12 protein-coding genes are annotated in these 13,748 nt (G+C 68.8%); 6 read left to right on the top strand and 6 right to left on the bottom strand.

Going from position 1 to position 13,748, the window contains the following annotated elements:
• Positions 1-275: 275 nt before the first annotated feature.
• From SA2016_RS04770 to SA2016_RS04745, 6 genes are all read right to left on the bottom strand, one after another.
• Positions 276-1,049, bottom strand: a complete 774-nt coding sequence (locus SA2016_RS04770) for a glucose 1-dehydrogenase (RefSeq protein ID WP_066495943.1) — start codon at positions 1,047-1,049, stop codon at positions 276-278.
• Positions 1,039-2,007, bottom strand: coding sequence for an ABC transporter permease (locus SA2016_RS04765; protein ID WP_066495941.1), 969 nt, complete (start codon positions 2,005-2,007; stop codon positions 1,039-1,041). The genes SA2016_RS04770 and SA2016_RS04765 overlap by 11 nt, the downstream gene beginning before the upstream one ends.
• Positions 2,008-2,084: 77 nt before the next feature.
• Complete coding sequence (locus tag SA2016_RS04760; RefSeq protein ID WP_066495939.1) at positions 2,085-3,590, bottom strand: sugar ABC transporter ATP-binding protein; 1,506 nt, start codon at positions 3,588-3,590, stop codon at positions 2,085-2,087.
• Between the two features lie 21 nt (positions 3,591-3,611).
• Positions 3,612-4,619, bottom strand: coding sequence for an arabinose ABC transporter substrate-binding protein (locus SA2016_RS04755; protein ID WP_066495937.1), 1,008 nt, complete (start codon positions 4,617-4,619; stop codon positions 3,612-3,614).
• A 20-nt stretch (positions 4,620-4,639) separates the two neighbouring features.
• A complete protein-coding gene (locus tag SA2016_RS04750; protein ID WP_066495933.1) occupies positions 4,640-5,767 on the bottom strand; it encodes a Gfo/Idh/MocA family protein in 1,128 nt (375 codons plus the stop codon).
• A gap of 4 nt (positions 5,768-5,771) precedes the next feature.
• Positions 5,772-6,728: an MBL fold metallo-hydrolase gene (locus SA2016_RS04745; protein ID WP_084249318.1), complete on the bottom strand. Its 957-nt coding sequence runs from the start codon at positions 6,726-6,728 to the stop codon at positions 5,772-5,774.
• Positions 6,729-6,869: 141 nt separating this feature from the next.
• Here SA2016_RS04745 and SA2016_RS04740 point away from each other — a divergent pair, with 141 nt between their 5' ends.
• The 6 genes from SA2016_RS04740 (at position 6,870) to SA2016_RS04715 (ending at position 13,602) form a co-directional block, all read left to right on the top strand.
• Positions 6,870-7,664 (top strand): enoyl-CoA hydratase/isomerase family protein, encoded by a 795-nt coding sequence (locus SA2016_RS04740; protein WP_218030587.1) that lies wholly within the window; start codon positions 6,870-6,872, stop codon positions 7,662-7,664.
• A gap of 79 nt (positions 7,665-7,743) precedes the next feature.
• On the top strand, positions 7,744-8,949 hold the full coding sequence (locus SA2016_RS04735; protein WP_066495929.1) for a CaiB/BaiF CoA transferase family protein: 1,206 nt from the start codon (positions 7,744-7,746) through the stop codon (positions 8,947-8,949).
• 1 nt (position 8,950) lies between these two features.
• Positions 8,951-10,606, top strand: coding sequence for an AMP-binding protein (locus tag SA2016_RS04730; protein WP_066495927.1), 1,656 nt, complete (start codon positions 8,951-8,953; stop codon positions 10,604-10,606).
• Between the two features lie 47 nt (positions 10,607-10,653).
• The gene (locus tag SA2016_RS04725; protein WP_141305497.1) at positions 10,654-11,757 is read left to right on the top strand and encodes a carbohydrate ABC transporter substrate-binding protein; all 1,104 of its coding nucleotides are present in this window, start codon (positions 10,654-10,656) and stop codon (positions 11,755-11,757) included.
• Between the two features lie 38 nt (positions 11,758-11,795).
• Positions 11,796-12,740, top strand: a complete 945-nt coding sequence (locus tag SA2016_RS04720) for a U32 family peptidase (protein WP_218030588.1) — start codon at positions 11,796-11,798, stop codon at positions 12,738-12,740.
• A gap of 70 nt (positions 12,741-12,810) precedes the next feature.
• Positions 12,811-13,602 (top strand): FadR/GntR family transcriptional regulator, encoded by a 792-nt coding sequence (locus tag SA2016_RS04715; protein WP_066495910.1) that lies wholly within the window; start codon positions 12,811-12,813, stop codon positions 13,600-13,602.
• Positions 13,603-13,748: the final 146 nt, after the last annotated feature.

Raw genomic sequence — 13,748 nt, 5'->3', positions numbered from 1 at the left:
GCGATGTCCACACACCGGAGCAGTCGGGCGAGGGCCGAGCCAGCATCACGGTAAGGGCCCCGCCACTCACGGGCACTGCGGTCTGATCATCCGTCCAGCAGCTGTGACTGCTCAGCGGAGATCCTCTGCGGCGCCGACACCGTCCAAGGGCGCGCGGCGCAGCCGCCACAGGCCGGACTCCGAGTGCCCATCGCATCCCGGCCCGAATCTCTCTGGGCGCAAGGGAGCGGCTGCTCTCAGCTACCATGTTCTTCTGTCCGGTGCGAGAGCTTCCTTCAGGTTGCCATGCGGATTCCGAGTCCCGCGTCGACGGGTATCTCTGCCCCCGTCAATCCGCTGGCCTTGTCGGAGGCCACGAATGCGACGACCCGAGCGATCTCTTCGGGTTCACAGATGCGACCCATCGGGTGGGCGTTCAGCACGCTTGCCTCTGCGGAAGTCGAATCAGGCTGGGATTCGAACCATTCTTGGACGAGATATGTCCTGGTCCATCCGGGGCTGACGGCGTTGACCCTGATCCCTTCTGCTGCGAGGTCGAGGGCCAGGCTTCGGGTGAGTCCTATGAGGCCGGTTTTCGCGACGGCGTAGGGGAACATGCCCCCGACTGTGAGCCGGGCGTGGATTGAGGCGATGTTGACGATGGAGCCCCTTCCGGCTGCTCGCATGCCGGGAATGACCTGGCGGCTGCAGGTCCAGGCGCCCTTGAGGTCCACACCGAGAACGCTCTCCCAGTCGGCATCGGTCATGGCGACGGGGTCGAAGTAGGCGCTGACGCCGGCGTTGTTGACCAGGACGTCGACCGGGCCGAAGGCCTCGGAGGCTCTGGCGACAGCTTCGGCCACCTCGTCCGGGCGGGTGATGTCTGCGCATGCTCCCAGGACTCTGCCGTCCGCGCCCAAACGGGCGAGGCTCTCTTGGAGTGCGGATCCGTCCCGGTCGACTGCCACGACGCTGGCGCCTTCCTCGACCATCTCGCGGACAATCGCCTCACCTATTCCGCGCGCGGCCCCAGTGACCAGGGCCACATTCTGGCTCAGGTTATCTCCCAACGGTCTGCTCCTTCGATCCGGCCTTCTCACGGCGCCGTATGGTCGCCGCGGCTGCCTTGTCGCGGCGTTTTGCGTTGTACTGGTCCAGTGCTACGGCGACCAGCAGGACCCCGCCGCGTGCCAGGTACTGGTAGAAGGAATCGACGGAGAGGATCGCAAGGCCGTTGTTGACGATCCCAAGGATCACAACGCCGAGGAGCGTTCCCCCGATCGTGCCGATGCCCCCGGTCAGAGCGATTCCTCCCAGGACGCAGGCCGCGATCGCGTCGAGCTCCAGGCCGTCCGCGGCGAGCGGCTGGGCCGAGCCCAATTTGGCAGTGAGGACCACTGCGGCCACTCCCGAGAGCAGGCCGCTGGCCAGGTAGAGTCCGAGTCGGTAGCGGTCCAAGCGGATCCCGGCGAGACGGGCGGCATCGGCGTTGCCGCCCAGTGCGTAGATGTTGCGTCCCACAGTGGTCTTGTTCAGGGCGACCCACGCGAGGGCGACGATGATCGCCATGAGGTAGACCGGGGTCGGGATTCCGAGGACCTGGCCCAGGCCGATCTCGAGGAATGTTGCGTTCGCGGCTGACTGGGGTACGCCGCCGGCGAGGATGAAGGCCATTCCCCTGAAGACGGACAGGGTGCCCAGTGTGGCGATGAGCGGGTTGATGTTGAACACGGTCACCAGCAGGCCGTTGACCAGGCCTGCGATGGCTCCGACGGCAAGGGCTGCCCCGACGGCGAGGACCCAGGGGCCGCCTCCGCTGAGGACCTTGCCTGCGGCGATGCCTGCGACGGCGACGGTGGAGCCGATGGAGATGTCAATGCCCCCGCCGAGCATCACCAGCGTCGAACCCGTGGCGACGATCCCGATGACGGCGATGTTCGAGCCGATGTTGACGAAGTTCCCCGTGGTGAGGAAGTAGGGGGAGGCCCAGGTGAGGAGGATCACGAGGAGCACCAGCGCTGCGATCACGCCGAGCCGTTCGTTTGTCTGGACCTTTCGAACCAGGCTGCCTGGTCCTCGCAGGCGCGCTGCGGGAAGTGACGAGGTCACGCCTTCTCCTTCATGTTTGCATTCTTCTCGGTTGTTCCGACGGCGAGTTTCATGACTGATTCCTCGGTTGCTGCCGTCCCTGGTAGTTCTCCGGCGACGCTTCCCTGTCTCATGACGAGCACGCGGTGTGAGAGGCCGAGGACCTCGATGAGGTCCGAGGAGAGGACGACTACCGCCGTGCCCTGCGCGGCCAGGTCGTTGATGACGGCATATATCTCGCTCTTGGCTCCCACGTCCACCCCGCGTGTCGGTTCATCGAGGATGAGGACGCGGGGTTTGCGGAGCAGCGAGCGGGCCAGGACGACTTTCTGCTGGTTCCCGCCGCTGAGGGTGGAGACCTTCCGCCTCGGATCGGGCGGGCGGACGGCGAGCTTGTTCATGTAGTCCGAGACGGCCGCGTCTTCGGATGCGGGGTGGATGAAGAGCGAGCGGCGCGGCGGCGTGCCGAGGACCATGTTCTCCGCGACGCTGCGCTGGGGTATGAGGGCCAGTCCCTTGCGGTCCTGCGGGCACACCGCGATGCCCTTCTCCAAGGCGTCCCGTTCTGATCTCAGTTCCGCGGCGGCGCCGTCGAGGAGCATGCGGCCGCTGACGGCGCGGTCCACCCCTGAGAGTGCGCGGACGAGACGGGACCGTCCAGAGCCGACAAGGCCCGCGACGCCGACGATCTCCCCATAGCGGACCTCGAAGGACACTGGCCCTACCGCGGCTGTGGCGAGGTTCTCGACTCTGAGGGCGGTCCGTCCGTGCCTCGGGTTCAGGGCAGGGAAGACGTTCTCGAGGTCGCGGCCGATCATCATGGTGATGATCTCGTCCTCGGTGGCCTTGGCCGCCTCTCTCGTCCCGACGAGCTTGCCGTCGCGCAGGACCACGAATCCGTCGCTGAGGGCGAAGACCTCTTCCATCCGGTGCGAGACATAGAGGATGGTCACGCCTTCCGCGCGCAGCTGGTTCAGCACGCGGAAGAGCTGCTCCACCTCGGTGAGGGCCAGGGATGAGGTCGGTTCGTCCAGTGCGAGGACCTTGACGTCGAAGACGAGGGCCTTCACGATTTCGAGCATCTGGGCCTGGGCGACCCCGATGCTTCCGGCCTTCGCATCGAGCGGGAGGGAGATCTCCAGCCGTCTGCAGACTTCGGCGGCGGTCTGCCGGACGTCTCCGCGGTGGATGAATCCGAACCTGTTGGGAAGGTGTCCGAGGAGGATGTTCTCCTCCACGGTGAGTCCCGGGGCAAAGCGCGGCTCCTGGTGGATCACCCGGATCCCGGCCCGCTGTGCGGTGATCGGAGAGGACAGATCCACAGGGGTCCCGTCCAGGAGGACCGATCCCGCATCCGGGGGCTGTTCGCCGCCGAGAATGGAGAGGAGCGTCGACTTGCCGGCTCCGTTCTCCCCCATCAGCGAGACGAGTTCTCCTCCCTGGACGGTGAAGGACACGTCGTCCAGAGCAAGGACGCCGGGGAAGACTTTGGTCACACCCTGGAATTCAATGGCCGTGTGCATGGTGCTTCCTGTGGTCGGCGGTCAGGATCCGAAGACCTGCTTGTAGTTGTCCTTCGTGACCTTCACCCCGGGCACCAGGGTCTCCTGCGGGATGGCCTTGCCGTTGTTCAGGTAGTCGGCCATCTCCTGGGCTGCGATCTGGCCGTGCTTCTTGGAGTTGGCGAACACGTCTCCGCAGTAGGCAGCGGTCCCCTTGTCGAACTCGATCTTGGCCAGAGAGCCGTCGCCGATGCCCACGCCGCAGGAGGTCTTGTCCTTTCCGGCCCCTTCCAGCGCCCGGACGGCGCCGACGATGCCTTCTTCGTTGCACGAGTAGACGAGCCAGGACTTCACCTGCGGGTTCGCCGTCAGCAGGCCCTGCATGGCCTGAAGGCCTCCGTCTGTATTCGCTCCGGCGTAGTTGGCCTCGTGGATCTGGGAGGCCTGGAGTCCTGGCATGGCCTTGAGCAGGGCGTCGTGGGTGGCATTCGTGCGCTGGCTGCAGACGCTGACCTGGTTGAACGTCAGGGCGGCGACGCCGATCTGGCTGGTCGCCATGTTCCGCTGCTTCGCCTCGTCGGCCAGCATCTCCCCGACGCTCTGGCCGATCTGCTCGGTCGCCATGCCCACGAACGGGGCCGGCTTGCCGTCGCTGTCGGAGATGTTGTCGTCGATTTCGATCACCGGGACGTTGTGCGCCTTTGCCTGGGACAGAACCGCAGGGCCCTGGGTCTGGTCCTGGATGACCAGGACCAGACCCTGCGCGCCCTGGCTGAAGGCCGTGTCGAGGTTCGCCTGCTGCTGGCTGCCGTCGAATCGGCTGTCGAGGACCTTGACGTCGAGGCCGTCCTTGGCCCCTTCTGTCTTGACCCCGTCTGCCTGGACCTGGTACCAGGCCTGGTCCATCCGCTTGGGGATGTAGAAGACCTTCTTCTGGCCGCCTTGGGCCCCGGCGGATCCGCTCGTCGTCTGTGAGCCACAGCCGGTGAGCGTGAGCGCGAAGGCTGCGACAATGGCCGCTGCACGGAGCGCGGGACGGATTTTCATCATTGGATGTCCTTTCAGGCCGGTCAGGACGGGACCGGCTGTTCTGCGGGTTGCTTCCGCTGGCCTGTCCGGTCAGCGGAGATGTGCTTCGGCTGGCCGTCGTGGGCAGCGGAGGTGTGCATGGCCTCGAGCAGCTCCACCGAGCGTGCAGCCACCTCGAGGGGCGAGTGGTTCTCCCGGCTGGCGCCGCTGACCAGCTCGATGAGCCTGACCGGCGGGATCTCGCAGCTGTAGTCCCCTTCCCCGGGGACGACTTCGGCTTCCTCGCTGCGCCCGTCGTGGCGGCGCAGGACTGCCCGCTCGCGCTCGACGTCCAGGAGCAGGACGCCTTCGCTGCCGAAGATCCGGAGGTCGATCTGGAACTTGTCGTCGTCTGGAAGGGTTCCGGCGCCGGATACGACGCCGAGGGCGCCGTTGTCGAACACCACCTGGGCGGCGTCGTAGAGGTCCACGGGAGCGCCCGGGCCGCTCATCAGAGCACTGACCCTGGAGGCGCGCAAGCCGGTGAGCCAGAGCATGAGCGCGGAGGAGTGGGTGAGCTGGCCGTGGGCGTATCCTCCGCCGGCTCCGGGCGTCTGCCAGGTGCGGGGGTCGGGGCCGACGACCTGCGGATCCCACTGGGACGGCACGGCCCCCTCCCCGGAGAAGAAGCCCTTGGTCGGGGAGGCCATGTGGCACATGGCGTACTCGATCTCGCCGACGAGGCCGCGGTCCAGCCACTGCTTCGCCTGAAGGATGAAGGGCTTGTAGTGCCACCCGTACGGGACGATGGCGTGCAGGCCGCGGGCTTCCGCGAGCTCGACCAGTTCCCACGCCGTGCGCGCATCGAGGGTGAAGGGCTTTTCGCAGAGGGTGTGCAGTCCCTTCTCCAGGGCCGCCTTGGCGTGCTCGTAGTGGAGGTTGTGGGGGGATGCGATGAGGACGGCGTCAAGGTCCTGCTCGAGCAGCTCGCGGTAGTCCTCCGTCGCGTGCTGGAACCCGAACCGGTCCCGGACCGTCTCCAACAGCTCCGCTCCGGGGCGGCATACGGATACGAGCTCGACGTCGGGTCGGCCTGCCAGCAGCGGGAAGTGATTGGTGGTCGCCCACCAGCCGGCGCCGATGGCCCCGACGCGGACCGGCCGGCCGCTGATCGTCTTCTTCTCCATCATGGGTTCACCGGGCCAGGGAGAAGCGGGTCGGGGTGCCTTCTGAGCGGCCGACCTCGCCGCGCTGCTCGAGGAGCTCCAGATGTCCCAGGAGTGGGTAGACCAGCAGCGACGACGCCTCGTCGGACCAGTCGCCGAGCTGGTCGCGGGTGTCGCGGACCAGCTCCAGCAGGGTCCGCGGTGTGTCCGAGGCTGCGAGGGCCCGGCGGATCGCGTCTTCGACTCGGTCGGTGTAGTCCGAGCTCTCTGTGAGGAAAGCCTCCCCCTCTGCCCCGCGGTAGACGGGATAGTGGGCTGTGAGCAGGAGGGAGGGCTGCAGCTTCCTGATGTTCTCGATCGTTGCTCGGTAGGGACCGACGTCACGGTAGGTAGGCGGGAATGCCGGAGTGCCGGCGACGGTGAGCAGGCCGCTCCCAAGAACGGCATCGCCGATCATCAGGGCGTCGGCCTGCACATCGTAGACCGAGACGTGGCCCGGACTGTGGCCGGGGGTGTGCAGGACCTCGACGACCCGCCCTCCTAGGTCGATCCGCTCCCCTCCGCGCAGGCCGATGTCGACGGGCTCGGAGCGGGAGACCGAACGGATGTAGTCCTTGGTGGACTCCGGATCGTCGTGGCCGTGGTCGGCAGCAAACTCGCCGTAGCGTTCGCTGATCATCCGCTCGATGTCGGCGGTGAGCGGCCGGTCCGTTTCGCCGCAGAGTATGAGCACCCCGGGCACGCTGTCCCTGAGTGCCCCGTTGCCCCCGACGTGGTCGAAGTCCGAGTGCGTGTTGACGAGGTATCGCAGGCTGGAGCGCTCGATACCCGCCCGGTCCATGTACGGAAGCAGGACATCGGTCACGGAGTCGGCGACGCCGCTGTCGACCAGCAGCGCTCCCCTGCTGCCGACGACCAGGTACATGGCGACGTAACGGTCCCCGAGAGGGGCTTCGATGCGATGGAGTCCCGGCGCTACTTCCATGATCAACCTTTCATCTGATGTTCTAATGTTCACAGGCTAAGGTGATGATCAGCGAAGTGCAACAGGTCACAATCAAGTCCCCCGTCCATTGACCGGTTGTTCGATTGAACCTATCATCTGATTATTGAGGAGAGGATCACTATGGACGAGATGCTGTATCCGCAGCTGCCCGAGGAGCTGGAGGCGACCCGGGCGGACGGCGTGCTGACGCTGACCCTGAACCGGCCCGCGAAGCTGAACACGATGACTCCCGAGATGGGCAAGGCGCTGATGTCCCTGGTCCCGGCGATCAACGCCGACGACGAGGTGCGGGCGGTCATCCTGCAGGGCAAGGGCGAACGGGCGTTCTCCGCCGGGAGCGACGTCAGCGTGCTGGACTCCTACGGGAACAACTGGGAGCTTCGGAACCGTGTCGACTACGCCCGCGCCATCTGGGCCATCCGCAAGCCCGTGATCGCAAAGATCCGCGGGTACTGCATCGGAGGCGGCCTGGAGATGGCGCTGATGAGCGACATCCGCGTCGCAGCCCCCGGGGCACGGTTCGGAGCCGGGGAGATCAAGCTCGGGTGGCACGGAGGGGCCGGCAACACCCAGCTGCTGCCCAGGGTCGTCAGTTCCGGGAAGGCGCTGCAGATGCTCCTCACCGGCGACCTCATGGCCGCCGAGGACGCGCGCGCAGACGGACTGGTCGACGAACTCCGCGACGAGGAGGAGATCGATGCCTATGTCTCCGAGCTGGCCGCCCGGATCGCCGCCAACGCCCCCATCGCGGCGCAGCTGGCCAAGCACCTCGTGAGGGTCGCCCAGTCGACCTCCCTGGAGGTCGGCCTGGCATACGAGAACGACACCTTCGCCTATTGCTTCACCACCCAGGACAGTGCCGAGGGCCGCGCCGCATTCCTGGAGAAGCGGGACCCCGAATTCCAGGGACGATAGGCGCCTCCGAATGCGGCTCCCCTGCATGGGGCTCCGCCTTCGGGCTGCCTGACTTACGACTGATCGAGGAGAAGAGACTATGGACGAGACACTTCCCGGCGCCTCGGGTCCGCTGGAGGGCGTACGTGTGCTGGACGGCTCCCAGATGCTGGCAGGCCCTCTTTGCGCCATGCGCCTGGGCGACCTGGGGGCGGACGTGATCAAGGTCGAGCCCCTGAGCGGTGAATGGACCCGCTCCCATGGATTCGCCAACGCGGAGGTGGCCGGGGAGACGACGGCGCTGCTGGGCCTGAACAGGAACAAGCGGAGCCTGACCATCAACCTCAAGGACGAGGAGGCCCGGGAGGTCTTCTACGACCTCGTGAGGAAGAGCGACGTCTACCTGCAGAACTACCGCGTCGGCACCGCCGAGCGCCTCGGCGTGGGCTACGAGCAGCTCAGGGCGATCAATCCCCGCCTCGTCTACTGCCAGATCACCGGCTACGGAGAGGACGGCCCCTACCGCGACCGGCCCGGACAGGACCTGCTCGTGCAGGGCTATTCGGGGTCGATGTGGTCTGTAGGGGCCAAGAATGACCCGCCCACCCCCAGCGCACTCTGGGCGGCCGACGCGATGACCGCCTACCAGTCCGCGATCGGCATCCTCGCAGCCCTTCGCGACCGCGACCGATCCGGAGCCGGCCAGAAGGTCTCAGTGGACATGTGGTCGGTCATCATGGACTGCCAGGCCCAGGAGTTCACCACCTACCTCAACTGCGGAATCCAGCCCGAGCGCACCGACGAGCCCTTCGCGCACACCTGGTGCAACCCGCCCTACGGCGTCTACCCCACCGCCGACGGCTACCTCGTCCTCTCCCAGCTGCCCATCGACGTCCTCGGCGAGGCACTCGACGACGATCGGCTCCGGGCGATCACCTCCTGGGACGAGGCGCACCTGTGGCGGGACGAGATACGCCGGATCGTCGAACAGATCACCCCCACCCGCACCACCGCCGAATGGATCGCGCACCTGGACTCCTACAAGCTCTGGTCCGGCCCCGTCTACACCTACGCCGACGTCGAGGCGGACCCCCACGTGCAGGCCCGGGGGATGATCCAGACGGTCGAGCACCCCACGATCGGAGAGCTGCGTACCCCCGCCATCCCGATCCGGCTGTCGGACACGCCGGGCGCTATCCGCCTGCCCCCGCCGCTGCTCGGCGAGCACACGGCAGAGGTTCTGGGCGAGGTGTGCGGGCTGGACGAGGTCCGCATCGCCGCCCTGCGGGAACGCGGAGCCGTCTGAGATGCCCGGCCCCACTGCAGCACCAGTCGATGCGAACACGGCCGAATGGGCCCTGGTCGAGGCCCTCGCGGCGGAGCACCCGCGCTCCGGACGGCACAACCTCTACACCGAGTCCTGCGGACGATGGGCCGCGGACAGCACCCGGACCGCCCTCACCGTCAGGGACGAATCCGGCACGTCCGAGAACTTCACCTACACCCAGCTCGACGGGATGTCCGCCCGGCTGGCCGGCTACCTCCGCAGCCGCGGAATCGGGGCCGGGGACACGGTCGCAGGCATCCTGGACCGCGGCCTGGCGCCCTGGCTGGTGGCGTTCGCAGCCTGGCGGCTCGGCGCCGTCTACGTCCCGCTCTTCACGGGCTACGGGGCCGCTGCCCTTGCAGATCGGCTCCGGCTCGCATCCGCCAGAATCGTGGTCTGCGAACCCGCCCTGCAGGCAGCCCTCGAGGACGAACTGCCCGGGACCGAGATCATCGGCTCCGCCACAGCCACGGACGGCCGCCCAGGCCGGCCCTCGCTCGGCCAGGCCCTCGCCCACCCCCCATACCGCCCGATCGCGGCCACCGGCCCCGCCGACACAGCGGTAATGATGTTCACCAGCGGCACCACCGGGACGCCGAAGGCGTGCACGATCCCGCACGCTGGCTGGCTCGCCACAGTCCCCTTCGCCCGGCACGTCCTAGGCACCCGGCCCGACAGTGCCGTCCTGGGGCTCAGCGATCCCGGCTGGTCCTACGGGCTGCTCACCACCGGGAGCACCATCATGGCCCTGGGCCACCGCGTGATCGTCCAGACAGGGAGGTTCGACGCCGCCCGCATCCTCTACGCCCTCGCGGAGAACGGCGCGGTCCACGTGGCCGGCGCCCCCACCGCCTTCCGCAGGCTCCTAGACAGCATTCCCGACGGCCCGCCGCTGCCCGGGCTCCTGCCGGCCACTAGCGGCGGGGAACCGCTAGACCCGGAGACGGCCCGCAGCTGGTCAGAGCTGACCGGCGTGCCGCTGCGCAACGGGTACGGCCTGACCGAAGTCGGCATGGTCCTGGCCGACCCCGGCGAGGGCGACGGGCGCCTCGAACCCATCCCCGGATGGGAGGTCCGCCTGGCCGACCCGGGGAGGACGGCCTCCGAGGGACGCCTGCTGATCCGCCGACCGCCGCACCAGCTCTCCGACGGATACGCCAACGCCACCCCGGCGTGGGCCAGGCTCTGGACGGAGGACGGGTGGCTCGCCACCGAAGACGTCTTCCGGCGGGACAGCGACGGAAAGCTCACCTACCGCGGACGCGTGGACGACGTGATCGTCACCTCCGGCTACAAGATCTCCCCCGTCGAGGTCGAAAGCGTGCTCCGACGCCATCCGGGAGTCCGGGACGCCGCCGCCGTGCCCACCCCGGACGGGGCCGGCGGAAGCACGGTGCGCGCCGTGGTCGAGACCATGCCAGGTTACGCGGGCAGCCCCGAACTGGCCTCGAACCTGAAGGACCTCGTCCGGCAGGAGGCCGGCCGTCACGCCTACCCCCGCATCATCGACTTCACCGACCAGCTCCCCAGGACGGAGTCGGGAAAGGTGCGCAGACAGGCGCTGGGCCCCGAGGGGCCGGGGAGCGCCCTTCCGCGGAGCACGGCTCCGGCAGCCGGGGAGGCACAGTGGCCCTGAAAGAATTCCGAGGGATGACCTGGTCGCACCCGCGAGGGCTCGCCCCCATGAGGGCACTTGCCGAACAGGCCGCGCTGCCCGGCCCGCTCAGCGTTCCTGGGTCAAGGGTCCGCTGGGATGCCCAGGACCTGGCCGGATTCGAGTCCCGCCCGATCGACGCCCTGGCAGCCTGCTACGACCTCGTCGTCCTGGACCACCCCGGCCTCGGCCGCGCCCGCGCCGCCCGCGCGCTGGCCCCGCTCGAGGAGCTCTTCCCCGCGGCCGAGCTGGCCGCGTGGGAGGCAGCCAGCGTGGGAGCCGCCTACGAGAGCTACCGCTACGAGGGCCACCAGTGGGCCCTCCCCGTCGACGCCGCCGCACAGGTCAGCGCCCACCGCCCCGACCTGCTCGCCGACGTCCCCGCCACCTGGGAGGAGGTCCTCGCGCTCCCCGCGGAAGTGAAGATGTGCGTCCCGACTGCCGGCCCCCACACACTCCTGACCTTCCTGGGCATCGCCGCAGCCGTCGACCCGGCCCTGGAGGCCACCGCCACCCAGCTGGTCCCGCAGGCGGTGGGACGGGAGGCGCTGGACCTGCTGGGCCGCCTCATCCGCCGGACTCCTCCCGACCTGCTGGACCTGGACCCCATCGAGATTCTGGACCGCATGCAGACTGGCGGTATCGCCTACAGCCCGCTGGTCTTCGGATACGTCACCTACAGCGACGCCACGGCAGGCGGGCTGCCGCCGGTCTGCTTCCGCGACGCACCGGCCCACCGCCCCGGCGGGACCCCTGGCTCGGTCCTCGGAGGGACCGGCCTGGCCCTGGCCGCCAGGTCGGCGGACGACGAGCGGCTGCTCGAGCACGTGAGGCAGGCCATGCACGGACAGGCCCAGCGCACCGTCATCCCCGCTGCCGGCGGCCAGCCCAGCGCCACGGCCGCCTGGGAGGACCCCGCAGTGAACGCCCGGTGGCTGGACTTCTACGCCGCCACCCGCCGGACCCAGGACGCAGCGTGGCGCCGACCGCGCTTCGACGGCTGGATCGCCGTCCAGTCCGGCGGATCCCGGCTGATCTACGAGGGACTGCGGCGGAAGCGCGACCCGAAAGACCTGCTCGACGAACTCGACGTCTGCTACCGCTGGCACCGGCCCACCGGCGCCTCGAACTGACCCCCACTGCACTGCCGCCCATTCCCCCGGAGGACACGATGAACCCCGCAAGGACAAGCACCGCCACCCCGACCATGCCCCTGGCACTGGAACAGCTCGCCCGCACAGTGCGGGACTGCCCCACCTCCCCGGACTCCTTCGAAGACGGCGGCTCCTACCGCATCGAGATCCCCAGCGTCGAGGGGCCCGCCGCCCTCCAGGCGGTCATCGAGGCCGCAGAGGCACTCGGGGTCCCCCTGCACCGGGTCTCCCAGGGCAGCGGGATCACCCTTCTCCAGGACGCCGAAATCCGCGACATGGCCTCCCTCGGGGCCGAGCACGGCGTGGAAGTCTGCCTCTTCGTCGGCCCCCGCGCCCCCTGGGAGGGCAGCGCCTCGGCGCTGACCCCGGACGGGAAGTTCTTCGGCTGGCGCCACACCACCATCGCCCAGCTGCGCTACGCCTTCGACGACGTGCTCCGGGCCGCAGAGCTCGGCATCCGCAGCATCCTGGTCGCCGACGAGGGGCTGATCCGGCTCGTCGACCAGGCCCGCCGCGCCGGGGACCTGCCCGAGGACCTCGTGATGAAGGCCTCGGCGATCATGGGCATCGCCAACCCCGTCGGCGCCTCCCTGCTCGAAGAGGCAGGAGCCGACACCCTCAACGTCGCCTCCGACATTCCCGCAGGGGAACTGGCGGCCTTCCGGTCCGCCTGCCGCTCCCCGCTGGACCTCTACATCGAAAGCCCAGAGAACCTCGGAGGATTCACCCGATACCACGAGATCGGGGAGATCGTCCGGGTTGCAGCCCCGGTCCACCTGAAGTTCGGCCTGCGGAACGCCCCGGGCCTGTACCCCAGCGGCGGCCACCTGGAGCAGGCCGCCGTGAGCACGGGCCGCGAACGGGTCCGCCGCGCCGCCATCGGGATCGAAGCCCTCGCACGCTCAGGCGGGGCCACCCCGTCCCCTGTGGGGCAGAGCCGCCCCGGAGTGCCAGCCGCCTGAGCCCCAGCTGAGCCTGCCCCAGCGCACTCAATCACGGTATGATCGGAGAAATGCACCCAAAGGAGGCGCCATGACGCAGGGAATCCGGACTTCACGCCTGGGCAGGGAAGGGCGCGACGAACCGTACCGGAACCTCCAGAACTACGTCCTCCACGAACTCGGCCAGATCATCGTCGCCGGCCGCATCGCCCCCGGCGATGCGCTGCCGACTGAACCGCAGCTCGCCGAGGAGTTCGGGGTGGGCGTCTCGGTGATCCGCGAGGCCACCCGCGGGCTGGCAGCCAAGGGCCTCGTGCAGGCCAGGGCCCGCCTGGGCACGAGGGTCCGACCCCAATCCGAATGGCACCTGCTCGACCCGGACGTCCTCTCCTGGCAGCTCGCCGCAGAGCCGGACCACGACCTGCTGCGCGACTTCGAGGAATTCCGGCTCATGGTCGAGCCGGCCAGCGCCAGGCTCGCCGCCCAGCGCGCGACGGCGGCGGACCGCGCGGCGATAGGCGGCGCCCTGGAGCGCATGAGGGAGGCCCTCGAGAGTCCGGAGGACTACTTCGCCGCCGACCTGGACTTCCATGCGCTGCTGCTGAATGCCACCCACAACCGGATGCTGCAGGGACTGCAGGAAGCAGTCAGGTCCGCGCTGGTGCTGCGGCACGCGAACGTCGGCCCGGTCCTTCCCAGCATGCACGAGTCCCTGCCCTACCACGAGCACGTGCTCGATGCCGTCGGACAGGGCCAGCCCCAGGAGGCCGAGGCACAGATGCAGGAACTGCTGCGCCTCACAGGCCGGGACGATGCGCGCCTGCGCGGGGAACGCCTTCGGGAGGCCCGCTCGTCCCGCCCCGAGGACGCCGCGGCACTCTAGCCCCCCGGATCCGGCGCGGGTGCCGCCCCCCTCGTCGGGACGAGGCGGCAATGCGCCGCTGCCTCTCCCGGGGCGCGCCGACGCCGCTCCACTTTCCGCCCAGATCCGCGCGTCCGCGCACTTCCGGCGCATCGGCCTGCGGCCTC

It is taken from the genome of Sinomonas atrocyanea, assembly GCF_001577305.1.
GTDB classification, from domain to species: domain Bacteria; phylum Actinomycetota; class Actinomycetes; order Actinomycetales; family Micrococcaceae; genus Sinomonas; species Sinomonas atrocyanea.
Note: the sequence above shows the minus strand (reverse complement) of the source record. Positions and strands in the feature narration are given on the sequence as shown.